The sequence below is a fragment of the Bacillus sp. SRB_8 genome (genome assembly GCF_003264205.1).
GTDB classification, from domain to species: Bacteria; Bacillota; Bacilli; order Bacillales; family Bacillaceae_G; genus Bacillus_A; species Bacillus_A mycoides.
Window position 1 is genome coordinate 175,620 of the sequence record NZ_NADT01000006.1, and the last position, 18,585, is coordinate 194,204.

The following is an 18,585-nucleotide window of genomic DNA, read 5'->3' on the forward strand; positions in this document are numbered from 1 at the left end:
TATTATAATAACGTAGTCGTTCCTATAGTGTAAAGCTTTTCTTTCACATTCATACTTTTTGCAAGAAAAGGACATTCTACAAGTAAGATATTCATTGTTGAGTATTAATATTATTAATACAACAATGAGAGTTTTGTTAAGTTTTTGTAAACTTTTCGATAAAATGTTTTAAAAAACGACAGTTTTTTGTTAGAATTGATTAGCCAATATATTTTACATATATTACTTTTGTGGGGGTAACAATAATGGTCTTTAAATCAAAAAAAGATAAATTTTCTGAAATGCTTATGAACGTTTCCGAAAATTTAAAAGAAGGCGCGCAGTTTTTCGTGGAGTATAAAATTAAAAATGCTAGCGATTTAAAAGAGTTTTCTATGCGCATGAAAGAGTATGAGTCAAAAGGTGACTCATTCATTCACGAAATCATTATGGAGCTAAACAAAGCGTTTATTACTCCTATTGAACGTGAAGACATCCTACAACTTGCAATGAGTATGGATGATGTATTAGACGGATTAGATCACAGTGCTGGTCTATTCGAAATGTATTCTATTACAGAAGCTGATGAATACATGATTAAATTCGTTGAAGCAATTAATCAATGTGCGATTGAGATTGCAAATTCTGTTGAACTACTTTCTAAAAAGAAATTAGTCGATATTCGTACAAATGCGATCAAGATTAAGGATTACGAGTCACAATGTGATGATATTCGCCGTCATGCGATTAAGCACTTATTCTCTCGTGAGAAAGATCCGATTAAGATTATTCAATTTAAAGAGATTTACGAAGAGCTTGAAGAAGTAGCTGATAGCTGTCAAAGCGTTGCAAACGTATTAGAAACAATCATTATGAAGAACGCGTAAGGAGTTTGATCATGGATACACTCTTGATACTGACCGTTTTAGTAGTCATTTGCGCTTTAGCTTTTGACTTTATCAATGGATTTCACGATACAGCAAACGCTATTGCAACGGCTGTTTCAACGAAAGCTCTAAAGCCTAGACATGCAATTGTTATGGCAGCTATTATGAACTTTTTAGGTGCGATGACATTTACAGGTGTAGCAAAAACGATTACAAAAGATATTGTTGACCCGTTTGCTTTGCAAAATGGTTCTCTTGTAATTTTAGCTGCTTTGCTTGCGGCAATAGTCTGGAATTTGATCACTTGGTACTATGGCATTCCAAGTAGTTCTTCGCATGCAATCATTGGCGCAATCGCTGGTGCAGCAATTGCTGCTGCTGGTATTAGCGCATTAAACTATAAAGGGTTTATAAAAATTCTTGAAGCTTTAATCATTTCACCGATCATCGCTTTTGTTATTGGTTACATCGTATATAGTATTTTTAAAGTGGTATTTAAAAACTTTAACTTAACGAAAACGAACAAGAACTTCCGTATATTCCAGATTTTCACCGCTGCATTACAAGCTTATACGCACGGTACGAATGATGCACAAAAAGCAATGGGAATCATTACGATGGCTCTTATGGCCAATAACTATCATACTTCTGGCGATATCCCTTTCTGGGTACAATTATCTTGTGCAATCGCAATGGGTCTTGGTACTTCTGTCGGTGGTTGGAAAATTATTAAAACTGTCGGTGGACAAATTATGAAAATTCGTCCTGTAAATGGTGTAGCTGCCGATTTATCATCATCACTTGTTATTTTCGGCGCAACATTTATTCACTTACCGGTTAGTACGACGCACGTTATCTCTTCTTCTATTTTAGGAGTTGGTGCTTCACATCGCGTGAAAGGTGTAAAATGGGGAACTGCAAAACGCATGTTAATTACATGGGTTATTACACTTCCTATTTCAGCTTCTTTAGCTGCATTATTTTACTACTTATTACACTTAATCTTTTAATCAAAAGTCGTCTTCCTTATTTTTCTAGGAAGACGACTTTTTTGTGAACAAGCCTATTTCTTATTAAAAAGCGTGTATAATGATTGATGGATAAGTTATATAGAGGAGTTGGCAATTTTGGAATACATCATGTTACTTTTCATCGGATTAATCGCCGGGACAGTTGGGAGCCTAGTCGGACTTGGAGGCGGAATTATTATCGTTCCGTTATTAATTGGATTACACAGTTTATCACCACAACTCGCAGTAGGAACTTCTATGGTAACAGTCGTTTTTACAGGGCTGGCTTCTACCCTTACTTATATGAAACATAAACGGGTAGATTATAAAAGTGGACTTATTTTATTTATCGGGAGTGGCCCTGGTGGTATTATCGGATCATGGGCAAACAAATTTTTAAACCAAGATACATTTTCTTTATACTTTGGGATTTTTCTTATATTCGTCTCCATTCTTCTTATACTACGAGACAAATTGAAACCTCTTTCCCTATCAAATATGACTGTAATTAAGCGATCTTTTACAGATAACGAAGGAAATACTGTAGACTATCAATTTCCACCATTTCTCGCTATCTTTATTGCCTTTATAGTTGGATTTATATCCGGATTATTTGGAATCGGTGGTGGTGCCTTACTTGTGCCAGCGATGATGCTCCTTTTTGCGTTCCCAGCACACATTGCTGTAGCAACTTCAATGTTTATCGTATTTCTCTCAGCAATTGTAAGTTCTTTAACTCACATCTCTCTAGGAAATGTCAGCTGGGCTTATGCATTAATTCTTATTCCTGGTGCATGGATTGGCGGAAAAATCGGGGCTTATATTAACACAAAATTAAGCGGTAATGCAGTAATTAATTTATTACGTATCACATTAATTATTCTTGGAACTAGATTAATCATTACTTCATTTTTATAACGCGTTCTTTCTAGAATGCGTTTTTTCTTATACACATGAATATAAAAAGGCTCCTAGGAGAACAAATAAAACTAAACAAACACTTAATAACATAAAATTTGAAATATGTAATTTCTTCAAGTTGATCACTCCTATAGCTATGACTGTTATCTTTATGATAGCGAAAAAACAGTTATCTTACAGTTACAAAGCGCTAACAATGCAAAATCATTTATTACAAATTTTATCCTTATATTTCATTTCTTTGTATAATCTATCGATTCAATAAAAAAAGATGTCATATTGACATCTTTTTAGTGAAGAAGTGACCATCCCATAAAGTCTTCATGTACCTGGCACGCCCTCTTATCGTTTCGATCATATAATTCAGCATAACTATCTGTTTCTTCATCATAAGCCATCGTATAAATAATTTGGCCGTCTATTTCAACGGATAAAACGACTCCACCTTTCATCTCTTCCACATGAATGATAGCATTCGCCGGAATTCTCATATCCGTCATCTTCATCGCATCTAACAATATACTAAACCCCCTACAGCGTATTCATTGCTAGTACTATTACACACTAAATAGTATACTACTGTAATAGCATACATTTCGTCAATGAAATTGCTGTTTAAAAAGCATATTGTCTTTATACATATACGCTAAAATATAAGAAATAGAAATGTTTTAATGGGGGGCTAACATTGATTCTACATAAGGGAGATGTATTATTCCGTCAAGGTGAGGACGGTCCATTATATTTTATAAAAACAGGTTTATTAAAAGTGATTCGGTTAGAAGAAGACGGAACACCATTTTTATTTAATATTATCGTTCCTGGTGAAACGATACCTCACCATTCTTTAATTTCACCGAAGGAATATCACGGTACAGCTATCGCTTTAATGAAAACAGAAGTCGAGCCTATAATTAGCAATGAATGGTACGACAAACTTCAGGCAAATCCTGCATCATATGAAAATATCGCTATACAATTACAATCGAAGTTAAGAATGATGCAACAGCGTATTGATCAATTGACAACTGTCTCTCCTAAAGAGCGCCTTCATCGTTTACAAGAGTGGTTCACCTTATATTTAGGTGACATCCCTATTTATGAAATATTAACACAAACTGAAATTGGTCAGCTCATAGGTGTACGCCGCGAAACAGTTAATCGCTTATTAAGAGAACAAGCAAAAAACGAGGTAAAATAATACCTCGTTTTTTGCTTGGCAACATTAATCTATTGTAAGCTTGCTGCGGGACCGAAAAATTCATAATGAATGTTCTCTTGTTTAACACCCAAATCAATTAATGCAGCATTTATATGCTTCATAAATGGTACTGGACCGCAAAAATAAAATTCTGCTTCAGTTGTTGGAATAATAGTTTGTAACCATTCACGTTCAATGAATCCTTCTTGATCAAAATTCTTCATTTCCACATCTTGCTCTGTCGGTGAAGAATAGCAAGTATATGCTTTAACTTGTTCATACTCTTTTTCTACTGTCTCAACATGCTCTTTCATCGCATGTGTATTACTATTTATCGCCGCATGAACAAAGCATACATTACGCTTTGATTCTTGTTCAATTAACGTATTTAACATACTCATCATCGGTGTAATACCTACTCCACCACTAATTAGTACAACAGGTAATGTTGACTCCATATTTAATACGAAATCTCCCGCTGGTGCACTTACTGGTAAGACATCCCCTTCCCCTACATGATCATGTAAGTAATTAGATACTTTACCATCTGGTGTATCTACACCTTTTTCTTTCTTTACACTAATACGATAATATTCTTTTCCTGGAGCATCAGACAAGCTATATTGACGATTATGTGTATATGTCTCACCTTTAATATTTATTTGAATCGTTACATATTGTCCTGGGATGAATGAAGAAACTTTCCCGCCATCTTCAGGTTTTAAATAAAATGATGTAACAACGTCGCTTTCCTTCACTTTTTTAACAATCACAAAGTTGCGGAAATCTTTCCATCCACCTTCTTTATGTGCAGCTTCTTCATACATACCCGCTTCAATGCTAATGAATGCATCAGCAATGACGCCATACGCTTCTCCCCATGCATTTAAAACTTCATCAGGTGCGCCTGCGACCTCTTTAATCGCTCGTAGTAAGCATGTACCTACTATTGGATAATGCTCTGCTTTAATACCTAAACTTCTATGCTTATGACCAATTTGTTTTACAACTGGAATAATAGCTTCTAAATTATCAATGTACATTGCAGCTGCATAAACAGCATTTGCTAATGCTTGTTGTTGTCTTCCTTTTTTCTGGTTCGTATGGTTGAAAATATTCAATAACTCCGGATGTTCCGAAAATAAAATTTGATAAAATCTCGTTGTAATCTCAACGCCTTTTTCTTGTAATAACGGTACTGTTGACTTTACGATTTCAATTGTTTTTGCACTTAACATTGTATCCCACTCCTCTATTTCCTTAACTGTTTTTAGTTTAACTGAATTGTATAATTCATATTGTGATTTTAATCACTATTAACATGGTGTTTTTGTGAAAAATATATGAACAATGCACATATTAAGTAAATTTTAATTAGCCATCATTAATAGTGCTCAAAAAAAAGCTAACTAGAATTCTAGCTAGCCTACTACTTCGTTTGTATTGCTTGTTCAATTACTTGTATATTCTGCCCATCTCCAAACTCGGTATACCCCCATACATTCGTCTCACCTTTATATTTATTTATAAGTATATCCAAGTCATGATATACGCGATGAGCATAGATTACATACTCCATATTCTGAAGCTCCACACCTTTTTTTACAATTTCATAACTTCTATTCACATCGCGTTTTATTTTTTCATTTTTTATTTCTTTATGTATATTTTTTAAAGAAGCTTCTTGCTCTTGAAACCATTGTTTAAAATGTTTCCAATCCCCATCTGTATATTTCTCTGCCTTGCCATAATTCAAGAAATTATTATAACTTTCATGTGTCGTACGAACAAAATCGAGTGTCTTCTTCTTCTCTTGCACCTCTTCTATTTGTGCTACTGTATTTACTCCAGCAGACTTATTCGCATAATATAATAGTACTTTCATAAGACTATAGCTCGCTATTGCCATCACAGTAATAGTTACCAATACACTTAACAATTTCTTCATATACAGAACCCCTTTTCTACTATGAATATTACAATGTACTGTTACACTTGTAACATTCTCTCGTAGAAATGTAATTCCTGTTTAAATCCTCCTTTTCATTTCGACACTATTTTTCTACAAACTTCTCCTTGGTAAATGCTCTTGTAAAACAACATAACCTTCATAAGCTGTATAACCGAGTATAGCCATTAATCCGATATAACAAGCAAAGACTGTCCATTTTGTTTTCATATCAACTTTATAATAGTTTTCCTGTTGTCTCTTTTCTGTCTCCCATTCCTGTAATTTTCTTTCTGACATTTCAAATGCTTCTCTTATATGAATTGTATGGGTTTCTTTTTCATCTTCATATGGAACGTAATCAAGCGGCTCAAACTTTGGTAAAAGATGCTCTAACACTTCAATCTTTTGAAGTTCTCCTACTTTTAATGCTTTCTCTCTTTCTTTTTGCCTTAATATATTTATTTCATGTTGCATCATATATATATTTCGATGCACCGCACCTGTTTCTTTTAACTCCTCTTCAAGCCTTGCAACATATTCTTTCATTCCATCAATTCTATATCCTAATTCCTTAATTGGCTCATCTCTCTTTATTACTCTATATAATTCCATACAGCCAATAATAAAAATAAATCCTCCCAAAATACTTTTAAAGTAAATGGAATAACCGAGCAATACAATAAGGCCCGCTCCCCAAATCTTTGTACTTACAACTGAGATAATTCGTCCACCATCTAATGGAGAAACCGGAATCAAGTTAAAGAAGTTAATCATACTTCCAAGTAAAATAATTAATGCCCAAAATGGCTCTTTCGTTATTATATAAAGTGGAATCGCAGGTAAAAATGACAACAATCCGAAAAGAGGTCCCATATATGCAATGTAAGCTTCATCTTTTGCATTTTTCGGCATCTCTTTCATCCCAATAAGAGCTCCCATAAATGGTATGAAGATTGCTGGCGATGTTGGTATCCCTTTCTTTCTCGCTGCCCATAAATGCCCCATCTCATGTACAAACAATAAATATACGAGTGCTACCCCAAACTTCCAACCATATATGACTGCGTATGCACCAAGCGATAAAAACATACTAAATACTGTTGAAAATTTTGCTAACTTAAAAATTGCAAATACCCATTTTAACTTAGATAGTAAAAATAACCCTATTGCAACGATAACTCCCCATAATCCTTTTTTATTATTTTTCATATTCCTCTCCTTTATCTCGCTTTATTGAGCCATATACACTCATCAAAACTTATTCTTTTTCTCTATTATGACATATTTTTTTCTATTGTTAGAAATAATGTTTATTTCATCCATTTTTAGCCAAAAATAAAAATAAAAGGAGGTAAATACAAATGAAATTACAATCTCTTATGATAGGCGCTCTATCGTTTTTAGCTTCAACTCTTATTTTTTATACCGTCAGCTACGTATTATTATTAGATTGGTTGCCAAATCACTTATTTATAGCCCTTATTATTCTTTCTGCTCTTATGATTTCCTTTCTAATTACACGAAAATCAATGAATGAGCCATCTGCAAAAGCAAAATAATAGAGGGGATCTTTCCCCTCTATTATCATTTCCTAGGAAAGGCCATATAGACTTTATGATTCTTACTGCCCGCTATTTACGGGCAGTAAGAATCCCACCTCAAAATTCGGCTGGAGCAAAGAATTTAGGTAGGAGTCGTGCTAATAATCAGCGGGGGATGCCCCCACTGATTAAAATTTCACTTTATCTTTGTAAATTCATTTTTTCACCATACTCTTTAACAATTTGAATAATGTTTTGAAATGCTCCTACTTTTTCTTTCTTACTATTTAATATTTGTAAATCGTGATTATCATAATAGGTTTCTAGTGATTTTAATTGTGATTCTGAAGCATCTTTTATCGGAACAGTAACATTCAACTCATACTGTTTATACCCTTCCTTTACTTTTTCAGCTGAAATTATTTCACTCTCTTTTGCGCCAATTAATTTTTGGACCTTTTCCGGGAAAATTAATTGCAAATAATATTCTTGTTCCTTTGCTAACTTATTATATAGTGATTGTGAAATCGTATAACGTACTGTATAATTCATTTTTTGATCACCTGCTTTAATATGAAACGCAGTAATCTGCATGTCTTTTTTTGTTACTTCCGTTAAAGTACCTACCTGTATCTCATCTTCTTTTTGTTCTGGAATCTTTGGAAAGATAATCAAAAGCTTTTCCGTATCTTTTTCGTTAAGCATATACATATCTTTCTTATATTGAATCCATCCTCGGCGATCTTCTCCTCTTAACCATGCATAATATGTTTCTTTTTTTCCATCACTACTAATTTGTATTTCATATTCCGGTTCACCAAAACTACCCGTTACTTCTTGTTTTTCCGCTTTGTTTATAATATCCACCACCAACTCCGCATCCATTTTCTTTAAATTTTTTTCTTCTTTACCTTTTTGCATAACAGTTACTTGTAATGGTTCTCTCATTTCATTCACTGTCTCCTCTACTTGTTTCGGTTCTTTCTTTTGCTCGGATTGACCACACGACGCGAGTAAAATAACACATAAAAACATTAAATATTTCCCTTTCAAATCGATTCTCCTTTTCCAATAAGAAATTCTTATAATCCTCATGCATAAAACAAAAACGTTACATTATATAGAATGAGCTATACTATAAACTGAAGGGAGGATTTTACAATGTCCATTAATTTTCATGATGCAAATAATAAGTATACGTATGCAAATCGTAACGCACATATTTCATGGCAGGAAACAATAAACAATATTGTAGATGTACAAAACAAACAAATAATTGATATAGGTTGTGGTGGAGGCATTTATACGAAAGAACTTGCTCTTATGGGAGCCAAAAGTGTTGTTGGGCTTGATTTTTCAAAAGAAATATTACAAGCGGCAAAAGAAAATTGTAATGCCTTCCCAAACATTTCATTCATTCACGGTGATGCACATAATATCTCATTCCCTAATGAAACATTCGACCTTGTCATTTCTCGTGCAGTCATTCATCATTTGCATGATATTCCCACATTTATACGAGAGGCTTCTCGTATATTAAAAAAAGACGGTCTACTTATTTTACAAGACCGGACCATTGAAGATTGTATAATCCCAGGAAGTCCTGAACACCTTCGTGGATATTTTTTCTCGGTCTTTCCAAAACTCATTGAAACAGAAGCACAAAGAAGACCAAAAACCACTACTATACAGCAATTATTACAAACATATCCTCTTCAAGCGCTCCCCATTCAAACACAATGGGAAGTACGAAAAGTACATGATTCTGTAGAGGCTTTGCTACAAGATTTATCTCCTCGAACAGGCCGATCCATTCTATATGAACTAACAGATAATGAACTTTCTCAGCTTCTACATCATATCCAAACGGCATTACAAAACGGCTCTCCTATCATCGAAAGAGATCGTTGGACAATTTGGAGCGCGAAAAAATTGTAAGGAAGGAAGCCTCACAAAATAATGTGAGGCTTCCTTCTTTCATAATCTAATTTTGCAACACTCTTGATATCCTCCACTCCTGGCCTGTGCACTTCCACACTTCGGACATACTAAATATCTAGACTGATTTGTCAACAAACTACCTTTTTGAAAGAGTAAAACTTCTGCTTGTTTAAACGAACGCGAATAATATAACCACATAAAACCAATTATAGCAATAATGCCAAATAATACTCCCATCGCAAGCATTTCAGTCACCTCTTTTGGTTTGTTCTTTCCAGCAAGTGGATTGTTGTATTATTCTCTGCAAATTCAAACAATTCCTTCCTTACTCCTATAAATATCGATTTTCTCCATAAACTTTACAATTCTCTATAATGTTTTACAGCATTTTTACAAATAGTATTAACCCTTATATTCTCAGCTATATTTCTACAGGAAAGTGTATTTCCCAAAAAATATGTTGACTTTCTAAAAAAAACATGTAAAAATACTGTCAGAATACTTGAATAAAAATTCATTGACGAGAACGAGTATGTTATAGAGCTGTTCCCCAGAGAGTTGGTATTTTGCTGAAAGCCAACGCTCAGTTCGTAACCGAAAATCATCTCCGAGAAGTAGAACCGAATGCTAAAGTAAGTTCTTACCGGTCGTCCCCCGTTACAAGGAACACGTATCATGTTGTACGTTGTAAAGCCGTATACATATAGATATATTTCTACATGTATAAATTAGGGTGGTATCGCGGGTAAATATAACTCGTCCCTTTCTTAAGGGACGAGTTTTTTGTGTTCTTACAATGAATTTACAAAAAAGGAGAAAAAAAACAATGAATACTGTATCAAAAAAACATGTTTTTTTCACAGGTCTTATGCTATTTTCTTTATTTTTTGGAGCAGGAAATTTAATTTTCCCTCCAATGCTTGGACAAAATGCTGGTGAAAACTTTTGGCCAGCAATGATTGGTTTTTTACTAACAGGAGTCGGCTTACCACTACTTACTGTTATCGCTATTTCTCTATCAGGAAATGGAATGCAACAACTTGCAAGTCATGTTCACCCATTATTCGGAATATTCTTTACGGTAGTTGTATACATTGCAATCGGTCCATCTATGGGCATCCCACGTGTTGCTAATGTCGCTTATGAAATGGGAATTAGTTCTTTCTTACCAGAAACTATTCGCTCTAGCAGCCTAACGCTATTTTTATACACAGTCATCTTCTTTGCTATCGTATTTTGGCTTAGTTTAAATCCTTCTAAACTCGTCGATCGTATCGGAAGCGTATTAACACCTATTTTATTACTCTCTATTTTCTTATTATTCTTTAAGAGTGTATTTTCACCACTTGGGCAATCAGGACCAGCAATGCAAGAGTATCAAACTTCTCCAGTTTTCAAAGGTTTTATGGAAGGATACTTAACGATGGATACCATTTCAGCGCTTGCATTTGGAATTATCGTTGTAAATGCAATTCGCTCAAAAGGTGTGAATGACCGCAAATCAATTGCCATCGCAACAGCAAAAGCAGGACTTATTGCCGCTACTGGTCTCGTACTTGTATATGGTGCACTTGGCTGGCTCGGTACAACTAGTGTCTCTCTCGGATACGCAACAAACGGCGGACAGCTACTTACCGTTATCGTACAACAATTACTCGGTCCATATGGTCTAATTCTATTATCTCTTATCGTTACACTCGCTTGCTTAACAACATGTATTGGACTTGTATCTGCATGCAGTCAATACTTCTCAACATTATTAACGAAATTTTCATACACAACGTTAGCAAGTGTCATTTGCACATTAGGATTATTAGTTGCCAACTTAGGTTTAACAAAAATTATCGCAATCTCTGTTCCTATTTTACTTGTTGTATATCCAATTGCGATTGTACTCGTATTACTATCATTACTTCATAAATATTTCGGTGGATATCGTTCTGTTTATGTAGGTGCGTTAATTGGTTCTGCAGTTGTGAGCGTATTTGATGGATTAAAACAAGGGAATATTCCTGTTTCATCTATCACATCTTATTTCGAGTTTATTCCATTATATAATGAAGGAATCGGCTGGTTAGTACCAGCATTAGTTGGGGCTATTATCGGTTTTGCTATCGCAAAATTAAGTGGCGCCAAAGCAGTACCATTAACGGATCATTCACCTGAATCGAAAGTATCATAAAAAAACTCCCATTTCGGGAGTTTTTTACATTTGATAAGAAGTATGATTAAAGCTACTTACTTTATAAGCTTTCGTATAGTAATCAATATTCGTATCCACTGTTTCTACTTTTACAACATCATAGCAATCTTCTTGCTTCACTAGAAATAAATAATATTCTTCTGTTGCCTCAATAATTGCAATACGATCTGTTTCAATATCATATTGTTCACAAAGTGCTTGCAACGCATTCACATAGTTGCCTAATTTTTTCGTTTCATCCATTCCAAATATCGTTTGAACTAACATACACTCTCTCCCCTTTGTATGTACTGTTAACACCTTAATGATAACGCTTACATTAATAACCGTCAATAAAAAGCTTTGACCATATATAGTCAAAGCTTCCTTCTTATTTCGTCAATTGGTGTCTAAACGCATAAATAACCGCCTGTGTCCGGTCACTTACATTTAGCTTATTTAATATATTACTCACATGTGTCTTTACTGTTTTAAGGGCAATAAACAACTCATCTGCAATCTCTTGATTACTTTTCCCCTCTGCAATTAATAACAAAATTTCAGACTCTCTTTCTGTTAACTCCTCATGCAAAGGTTGTTCTTTCTTCTGACGCATACGAGACATCATTTTGCCAGTAACTTTCGGCTCTAATACCGTTTCCCCATCATAAGTAGCTCTTACAGCATCTGCAATATCACTCGCTCTTGATGTTTTTAATAAATAACTTGTCGCCCCCGCCTCAATAACAGGATATAACTTTTCATCATCTAAAAAGCTCGTGACAACTACAATTTTCGCTTCTGGCCATTCTTGAATAATAGCACGTGTCGCTTCAACCCCATCCATCTCATCCATAACAAGGTCCATTAAAATAATATCCGGTCTTAATTGCAAAGCTAACTCTGAACCTTTTCTTCCATTTTCAGCTTCTCCAACTACTTCAATATCTGGCTGCGTTGATAAATATGCTGATACACCCATTCGAACCATTTCATGATCATCAACTAGTAATACTTTTATCATGATTCTCCCCCTCTCTCAATCATAATAGGTACTTTCACTTCTATTTGCGTACCTTTATTCGGAAAACTAAGAACTTTTAATGTACCACCAATTTCATGAACTCGCTCTTGCATTGACCTTAAACCATATGAACCAGCCTTATTAACACCAACTTTAAACCCAACACCGTCATCAATAATTTTCAAAATCGCATATTGATCAATTTTCCGAAGGCGTACTTCGGTTTTCTTTGCCTTCGCATGCCGTAAAGTATTAGACAGCGCCTCTTGTACAATACGGAATAAATGATCCTCTACACCTTTTTTTAATTGAATCGGTTCAATTAACCATTCAATTTTCATATGTTGCTTTCTAGACAGTTCTGTTAATAATTCTTCTATACCCTCTGTTAGTTTCTTACCTTCTAACTGCACTGGGCGTAAATGAAGGAGCAATGCTCTCATTTCTGATTGTGCATTTACAACCATATTCTCAACAAGCTGCAACTGTTTTTTCGTCGTATCTGGAATTTCAGCTGCTTGCTCATTAATGGCTGACATCATCATCGACATTGCAAAAAGCTGCTGACTTACAGAATCATGTAGCTCTCTCGCTAATCGATGCCTTTCTTGAGAAATCGCTTCTTGTCTCATCTCTTCATTCCAATGGGCTCGTTCATTCGTTACTTTTTGAAATAGCCCAGCTTGCTCCTCTAAGCGACGAGCAAGACCAATTACTTTTCGTTCCACTTCATGAAATTCATCGTCCGCAGTAAATGAAACATCACTCGGAAAATTCCCTCGCTCTACTTCAAATAGAAAAGTATTTAATCCTTGTATACGCTGTTCTATATAATAACCGATTGCATATCCTACAATTCCTCCGATAAGAAGACTCGTACTCATAATAAACAAGCCAATTGGAACAGAAGCAATGGATTCTTTCCAGAGTAAATCATAAACTTGTTGCTCGCTTTTCCATACATATACAATTGTACAAATAAGTGCGATACTCACAGAGGACAACATAGAATAACGAATATACATCCACGAAATATTCCTTTGTTTTTTCATTATACTTTCCTCACTTCCGTATCGCCTACGACAAGCGAAGAAATAATTTTAATACGACGAGGGGCTTCTTTATACTGTTCTGTTCTAAACGTAACATTACGGTTAAATCCAGTTTCTTCGTGTCCTGGCAGGAGCACTCGCCCAACAATAACAGAATGATTTAAAGACAATTCAATATCATATGGTACATATAAGCGAATATTACCAATGACGCCCCGAATCACAATAACTGTTTCTCCCTCTGGAATCATAGCAGTTGTTAAATCAATCTCGACGTCACAAGCACCATATTGGACGTTAATATCCTCTATTTCATAAATATGATCCATCATTCGTACATTACCTACAAACATATTTTTTATATACGGTTCTGTACGATATATTTGTTTTTCTTCATTTATATATCCCTTTTCTTTAATTTCAACTTTCATTGCTTTTTGCCGATGTCCTTGTTGAATAAGTTGATAACCAATTAAAGCTAAACAAGCAAACACAACAAGTACGAATGCCGCTGATGAAAATAAGAAGAATAAGAAGACAATACCACCGACAAATAAAAATACATTCCCTCTTACATAACGGTTCTTCTTTCGATAATGTCTTCCAAACATAATCATAATAAATGCAAATATTAGACCACCTGGTTCAAAATGTCCAAGTATCATATCAAGAAAAAGACCGAATCCAAATATGATGAGGAGCATCCCCATAAATTGTGTTTTTGAAAATTGCTTCTTCATTTCAGCTCCCCCCTCCTTGTCACATATACATAGAAGAAAAGGCATTGCTTTCCAACACCTTTTCTCCTATCACTATATCATAAGCCTGTTTTATTATATACTACAATTATTTTGTTACTTCTTTCGTTAACGATACTTCATTTTTCTCTTTCATTTCACTCTCTAGTTTTGCAATTTTCATATCAAATGTATCACGCTCATGCTCTTCATTTATACGAAGCTCTATGTCACGAATGTGATCTTCAATTTCTTCGAATCGTAAGAACGGATTATTTTCATCCATTTTATGCATAGCAGTATTCATACGGCGGTTTGCATGCGCCATATTTTCACGTGCCATTAATTCCATACGCTTTGCGTTCATTTCTTTTAATTTATTTTTCATTTCTGAAAGACGACGCTCTAACTCATCAATTTGCTCTACAACACCAGCATACATTTCTTCTAAGCGAGTTACTTGCCCTTCATAATACGCTACTTCTTCTAATGCACGTTCATGCAATTGCAATTCGCCTGCTTCTTGTGCGATGATAGCTTGCTTTGATCTTTTATTAACGAAATAACGTGCTTGCTCAAGCTCACGAGCAAAGTTAGATTTTAATGTTTTATGACGCTGAATTAACTTCTCAATTTTTGTTATTTCACGCTCACTATCTCGTAAATATTGGTTTAACATAGCAATTGGATTTTTTCTTTCTTTCTCATCTAACACATTATGAAAATCAGCTAAAATTGCATCGCGTACACGTCCGAATAAAGATTGTTTCATTATAATCTTCCTCTCTTCTACTTTATAATTTGATTTATTTTATATTAGTTTTTCATTAACTTGTTCCACTCATCTTCAAAGTTGCTATATGGTTTAGCACTTTCTGGAGCAGAATCAACAACTACATTTTTTCCTTTTTTCCACTCACGGTATCCGTAGTATAAAACTACTAATGCTGCGATACCGATTAATGCTGGGGAATGAGAAAGTGCAATGGACAAACCGATTAAACCAACAATACCCCAAGCTAACTTTCCAAAAAATGATTTAGCTCGCACAAATGATTTATAGCTCCAGTACACAACTCCTGCTCCAATGGCGAATCCTACAATACCAGCAAGACTACCAAGAGCAATTAAAGCCAAAATACCGGCTGCGATAAACGCTAGAAATTGTTTCATCTTGTGCTTGCCTCCCTTCGATTTGATACTCTTATCTTAACTATTTTTTCATTTTTTCATAACGAGCTTAAGAACTGTTTTCGACTCAGACTTAAGACCGAGTTGAATTCAGCCTTTTGCAAAACGAACATGTATGCGATGCGTATAGATACAGAAAAATTCTTATTCAATAACGGATGAAAATCTCAACTTGCGCGTCCAAAAAATTAGCAATACATACAAACGTTTATTAAATTACATTAAATATATTATTAAGAAAATTATGTTAAAATAAATCAGAAGGCTACATTTAAATTAAAGGGGATATATCATGAATTTACACATTACGAAAGAAATCAATACCGCCGCTAAAAACTATATAAACAATCAGCTTTATGAATATAATTTAAAGCACTTTCCATCTGATTTAAGAGACAGATACTTAGAGATTCATTTATTTCTTAAAGATGAAAATGGTAAAATATGCGGGGGAATATTAGGTGAAGTCTGTTGGAATTGGTTAGAGATTCACTCTTTTATCATCGATGAAGATATACGTGCATTAGGGTATGGAACTAAACTGTTATTAGAAGTAGAAAAAATCGCTTTAGAAAGAAATTGTGATTTTATAAAAGTTGACACTTTAAGCTTTCAAGCATTAGATTTCTATAAAAAATATGGTTATAAAGAGTATGGTATCCTCGATAACGTAGGAAGAGATTATAAACAATACTATTTGAAAAAGGATTTATAAATAATAAAAAACGCTCAGAGAATGTTCTCCGAGCGTTTTCAACTGCTAATAATAAATGTCTCTTTATGTTATGCAGTTTTATGATACTCTTTTTTTTCCGCCACTTTAGAAAATCTCGGGAAACCAATTAATATAGAAATGATTCCACATACTCCAACTAAAATTGGATAAAATGCATATGGTAACAATTCGACCGGAGATAACGCAGCAAATCCTGCCGCTGTTAACATTTGAGCACCATATGGGATTAACCCCTGTACACAGCAAGAGAAAAGATCCAGTACACTCGCTGATTTACGGGGATCAATTTCATACTGATCCGCAATATTTTTCGCAAGCGGACCTGTAAAAATGATAGAGATTGTATTGTTTGCTGTACACACATTCGTCATACTCACTAAGCCAGCAATACCGAACTCTGCTCCTTTTTTCGAACGAATATTACGTGTTAAAAGATTCATTAAATATTGAATGCCACCATTATACTGGATAAGTTCAACCATACCACCGATTAAAATGGCAAGTAACACTAACTCCATCATACCGCCCATTCCAGTCGTTACACTTTTAAAGAAACTCTCTAACGTATAACTTCCATCTATAAGACCGATAACACCAGATAGTACCGTTCCACCGGTTAATACAATAAGTACATTCCAGCCAAGTAGCGCTGTAACAAGTACACCTGCATATGGTAAAATCTTCACCCAATCAAATGTATGAGCTTTAATTTCTGTATCATTACCTAAAGTAATCATTACTAATATTACAATTGTAATGACTGCAGCTGGCAATACAATTAAAAAATTCGTTTTAAACTTATCTTTCATTTCTGTTCCTTGCGAACGAACAGCAGCAATTGTCGTATCAGAAATAAATGATAAATTATCGCCAAACATCGCTCCGCCCACAACAGTAGCCATCGTAAGTGCAATTGAGATATCTGTTTGCCCACTAATACCTACAGCAATCGGTGCTAATGCAGCAATTGTTCCCATTGAAGTTCCCATCGCTAATGAAATAAATGCCCCTATAACAAAAATTCCAGCAACGATAAATCCTTGGGGTAAAATAGATAACGCTAAGTTAACAGTGGAATCAACTCCGCCCATTCCTTTTGCTGTTTCAGAAAACGCCCCTGCAAGTACAAAAATTAATACCATAATCATAATATCAGGGTTTCCTGCACCTTTAGCAAATCGTTCTACTTTCACATTAAAGCTTTCCTTACGATTCATCACTAAAGCAATTCCTACAGCAATTGAAATTGCTACAAGTATCGGCAATTTATAGAAATCACCTGTAATAATTCCAGAACCAATAAATAGCGCCAAAAATATTCCAAGTGGTAATAACGCTAAACCATTTCCTCTCGTTTCTTTCAAAGTATCATCTCTCCCTAGTTTTCAACCTTTTCTAATGAACAACAAAAGACCTCTTCCAATGAGAAGAGGTCTTATACATCTATAAGAAACACTCTTCTCATCTTTCAAGCACATGCTTGCTGGATTTGGCACAGCACTCTGAAATCGAGTCCGCTGCCGAGGCATCGTAGGGCCAGTCCCTCCGCCTCTCTTTATAAGAAGGTTTCATATTTATTTTTTAATAATAATTTCTTCCCTAACTTTACTCGCTTACAAAACAAAAGTCAATTATTTTTTGTATAGATTTTTTTGGTAATTATACAAAAATATGAATAAACCAATCATTTTAACTTTTCAATTTCTTTATCCAATATTGAGATCCAATAAAATTTTCTATTTTTTATCGTCGCGATAATCCATTTTGTTGTATTCCATGCTAACTCATATTCTTCTTTTGTAACATCACCAGTTTTATAAGCATCCTCTAACTCGTCTTCATCCAGTACATAGATCTCACCGTTCGGTAACAATACCACATCTAAATATAAATCATCCAAATAAGGTAAACCACGCTCGTCTATTTTATATTCTTTCGTCACATCGATATAATATTGCACTAATTGTTTTTGATTGTCTAACATAGCTGTAATCGCAAAGTTTTTTCCGTTTATAAAATATTGCATCCATGTATACCCATCACCTGCAATGCAAAGATTTTTACCATTGTATTCTTTATGACTAGGTTCTCTCACTTTTTTTATGTCCAGTATTCCTAACATTCCATCCTCTACTTGCTTAACCCTATAATCCTTCTCTATTAGTCGCTTCCACGAAGAACCGTCACCATATTTACGTTTCATTACGTCCGCTCCTCTTCTATATATAGAAA

The 18,585-nt window shown here is 34.6% G+C and carries 22 protein-coding genes, 1 riboswitch and 1 other annotated feature; of the genes, 8 read left to right on the forward strand and 14 right to left on the reverse strand.

Annotated elements, in window-relative coordinates; translation table 11 throughout:
- Window positions 1–245 precede the first annotated feature (245 nt).
- The 3 genes from B5P40_RS06000 (at window position 246) to B5P40_RS06010 (ending at window position 2,794) form a co-directional block, all read left to right on the forward strand.
- The gene (locus tag B5P40_RS06000) at window positions 246–866 is read left to right on the forward strand and encodes a DUF47 domain-containing protein (RefSeq protein ID WP_000231445.1); all 621 of its coding nucleotides are present in this window, start codon (window positions 246–248) and stop codon (window positions 864–866) included.
- Window positions 867–877: 11 nt separating this feature from the next.
- Window positions 878–1,876 (forward strand): inorganic phosphate transporter, encoded by a 999-nt coding sequence (locus B5P40_RS06005; protein WP_002030715.1) that lies wholly within the window; start codon window positions 878–880, stop codon window positions 1,874–1,876.
- 117 nt (window positions 1,877–1,993) lie between these two features.
- Window positions 1,994–2,794 carry a sulfite exporter TauE/SafE family protein gene (locus B5P40_RS06010; RefSeq protein WP_002086690.1) on the forward strand — a complete coding sequence of 267 codons (801 nt, stop codon included), beginning with the start codon at window positions 1,994–1,996 and terminating at the stop codon, window positions 2,792–2,794.
- A 293-nt stretch (window positions 2,795–3,087) separates the two neighbouring features.
- Here the strand turns inward: B5P40_RS06010 and B5P40_RS06015 are convergent, their stop codons facing one another.
- Window positions 3,088–3,315 carry a hypothetical protein gene (locus B5P40_RS06015; RefSeq protein ID WP_000883004.1) on the reverse strand — a complete coding sequence of 76 codons (228 nt, stop codon included), beginning with the start codon at window positions 3,313–3,315 and terminating at the stop codon, window positions 3,088–3,090.
- Window positions 3,316–3,485: 170 nt separating this feature from the next.
- Between B5P40_RS06015 and B5P40_RS06020 the strand changes: the two genes are divergently transcribed.
- On the forward strand, window positions 3,486–3,998 hold the full coding sequence (locus B5P40_RS06020) for a Crp/Fnr family transcriptional regulator (RefSeq protein WP_002149445.1): 513 nt from the start codon (window positions 3,486–3,488) through the stop codon (window positions 3,996–3,998).
- Window positions 3,999–4,027: 29 nt separating this feature from the next.
- Here B5P40_RS06020 and hmpA read toward each other — a convergent pair whose 3' ends face one another.
- From hmpA to B5P40_RS06035, 3 genes are all read right to left on the reverse strand, one after another.
- On the reverse strand, window positions 4,028–5,236 hold the full coding sequence (gene hmpA / locus B5P40_RS06025) for an NO-inducible flavohemoprotein (RefSeq protein ID WP_002193219.1): 1,209 nt from the start codon (window positions 5,234–5,236) through the stop codon (window positions 4,028–4,030).
- A gap of 191 nt (window positions 5,237–5,427) precedes the next feature.
- Window positions 5,428–5,946: a hypothetical protein gene (locus tag B5P40_RS06030; RefSeq protein WP_002193220.1), complete on the reverse strand. Its 519-nt coding sequence runs from the start codon at window positions 5,944–5,946 to the stop codon at window positions 5,428–5,430.
- A 114-nt stretch (window positions 5,947–6,060) separates the two neighbouring features.
- Entirely contained in the window at window positions 6,061–7,158 is a 1,098-nt protein-coding gene (locus tag B5P40_RS06035; protein ID WP_002193221.1) for a site-2 protease family protein, read from the reverse strand.
- Window positions 7,159–7,310: 152 nt separating this feature from the next.
- Here B5P40_RS06035 and B5P40_RS06040 point away from each other — a divergent pair, with 152 nt between their 5' ends.
- Window positions 7,311–7,508 carry a hypothetical protein gene (locus B5P40_RS06040; RefSeq protein ID WP_000776287.1) on the forward strand — a complete coding sequence of 66 codons (198 nt, stop codon included), beginning with the start codon at window positions 7,311–7,313 and terminating at the stop codon, window positions 7,506–7,508.
- A 183-nt stretch (window positions 7,509–7,691) separates the two neighbouring features.
- On the opposite strand, the gene B5P40_RS06045 is transcribed toward B5P40_RS06040, so the two are convergent.
- Complete coding sequence (locus tag B5P40_RS06045) at window positions 7,692–8,543, reverse strand: YhfM domain-containing protein (protein WP_113708968.1); 852 nt, start codon at window positions 8,541–8,543, stop codon at window positions 7,692–7,694.
- A gap of 108 nt (window positions 8,544–8,651) precedes the next feature.
- Between B5P40_RS06045 and B5P40_RS06050 the strand changes: the two genes are divergently transcribed.
- Window positions 8,652–9,428 carry a class I SAM-dependent methyltransferase gene (locus B5P40_RS06050; RefSeq protein WP_002193223.1) on the forward strand — a complete coding sequence of 259 codons (777 nt, stop codon included), beginning with the start codon at window positions 8,652–8,654 and terminating at the stop codon, window positions 9,426–9,428.
- A 39-nt stretch (window positions 9,429–9,467) separates the two neighbouring features.
- Here the strand turns inward: B5P40_RS06050 and B5P40_RS06055 are convergent, their stop codons facing one another.
- Window positions 9,468–9,677, reverse strand: coding sequence for a hypothetical protein (locus tag B5P40_RS06055; protein WP_000880630.1), 210 nt, complete (start codon window positions 9,675–9,677; stop codon window positions 9,468–9,470).
- Between the two features lie 262 nt (window positions 9,678–9,939).
- Window positions 9,940–10,198, forward strand: a binding site (T-box leader).
- A 59-nt stretch (window positions 10,199–10,257) separates the two neighbouring features.
- Between B5P40_RS06055 and brnQ3 the strand changes: the two genes are divergently transcribed.
- Window positions 10,258–11,613: a branched-chain amino acid transport system II carrier protein BrnQ3 gene (brnQ3, locus tag B5P40_RS06060; RefSeq protein ID WP_002193225.1), complete on the forward strand. Its 1,356-nt coding sequence runs from the start codon at window positions 10,258–10,260 to the stop codon at window positions 11,611–11,613.
- Window positions 11,614–11,637: 24 nt separating this feature from the next.
- On the opposite strand, the gene B5P40_RS06065 is transcribed toward brnQ3, so the two are convergent.
- From B5P40_RS06065 to B5P40_RS06090, 6 genes are all read right to left on the reverse strand, one after another.
- Window positions 11,638–11,994, reverse strand: a complete 357-nt coding sequence (locus tag B5P40_RS06065) for a DUF3992 domain-containing protein (RefSeq protein WP_002193226.1) — start codon at window positions 11,992–11,994, stop codon at window positions 11,638–11,640.
- Between the two features lie 10 nt (window positions 11,995–12,004).
- Window positions 12,005–12,637, reverse strand: coding sequence for a response regulator (locus B5P40_RS06070; protein WP_000598709.1), 633 nt, complete (start codon window positions 12,635–12,637; stop codon window positions 12,005–12,007).
- The gene (locus tag B5P40_RS06075) at window positions 12,634–13,689 is read right to left on the reverse strand and encodes a sensor histidine kinase (protein WP_002011673.1); all 1,056 of its coding nucleotides are present in this window, start codon (window positions 13,687–13,689) and stop codon (window positions 12,634–12,636) included. The genes B5P40_RS06070 and B5P40_RS06075 overlap by 4 nt, the downstream gene beginning before the upstream one ends.
- The gene (gene liaF, locus B5P40_RS06080) at window positions 13,689–14,429 is read right to left on the reverse strand and encodes a cell wall-active antibiotics response protein LiaF (protein WP_002126337.1); all 741 of its coding nucleotides are present in this window, start codon (window positions 14,427–14,429) and stop codon (window positions 13,689–13,691) included. The genes B5P40_RS06075 and liaF overlap by 1 nt, the downstream gene beginning before the upstream one ends.
- A 106-nt stretch (window positions 14,430–14,535) precedes the next feature.
- Complete coding sequence (locus B5P40_RS06085) at window positions 14,536–15,198, reverse strand: PspA/IM30 family protein (RefSeq protein WP_002011675.1); 663 nt, start codon at window positions 15,196–15,198, stop codon at window positions 14,536–14,538.
- A 44-nt stretch (window positions 15,199–15,242) separates the two neighbouring features.
- Entirely contained in the window at window positions 15,243–15,599 is a 357-nt protein-coding gene (locus B5P40_RS06090; protein WP_002011676.1) for a lmo0954 family membrane protein, read from the reverse strand.
- 310 nt (window positions 15,600–15,909) lie between these two features.
- Here B5P40_RS06090 and B5P40_RS06095 point away from each other — a divergent pair, with 310 nt between their 5' ends.
- Window positions 15,910–16,332 carry a GNAT family N-acetyltransferase gene (locus tag B5P40_RS06095; protein WP_113708969.1) on the forward strand — a complete coding sequence of 141 codons (423 nt, stop codon included), beginning with the start codon at window positions 15,910–15,912 and terminating at the stop codon, window positions 16,330–16,332.
- A 68-nt stretch (window positions 16,333–16,400) separates the two neighbouring features.
- Here the strand turns inward: B5P40_RS06095 and B5P40_RS06100 are convergent, their stop codons facing one another.
- Together B5P40_RS06100 and B5P40_RS06105 are read right to left on the reverse strand one after the other, a co-directional pair.
- Window positions 16,401–17,717 (reverse strand): Na+/H+ antiporter NhaC family protein, encoded by a 1,317-nt coding sequence (locus B5P40_RS06100; protein WP_002193227.1) that lies wholly within the window; start codon window positions 17,715–17,717, stop codon window positions 16,401–16,403.
- Window positions 17,718–17,811: 94 nt separating this feature from the next.
- Window positions 17,812–17,917, reverse strand: a riboswitch (SAM riboswitch).
- A 120-nt stretch (window positions 17,918–18,037) separates the two neighbouring features.
- Window positions 18,038–18,556, reverse strand: a complete 519-nt coding sequence (locus tag B5P40_RS06105; protein ID WP_113708970.1) for a ribonuclease FAU-1 family protein — start codon at window positions 18,554–18,556, stop codon at window positions 18,038–18,040.
- Window positions 18,557–18,585 lie beyond the last annotated feature (29 nt).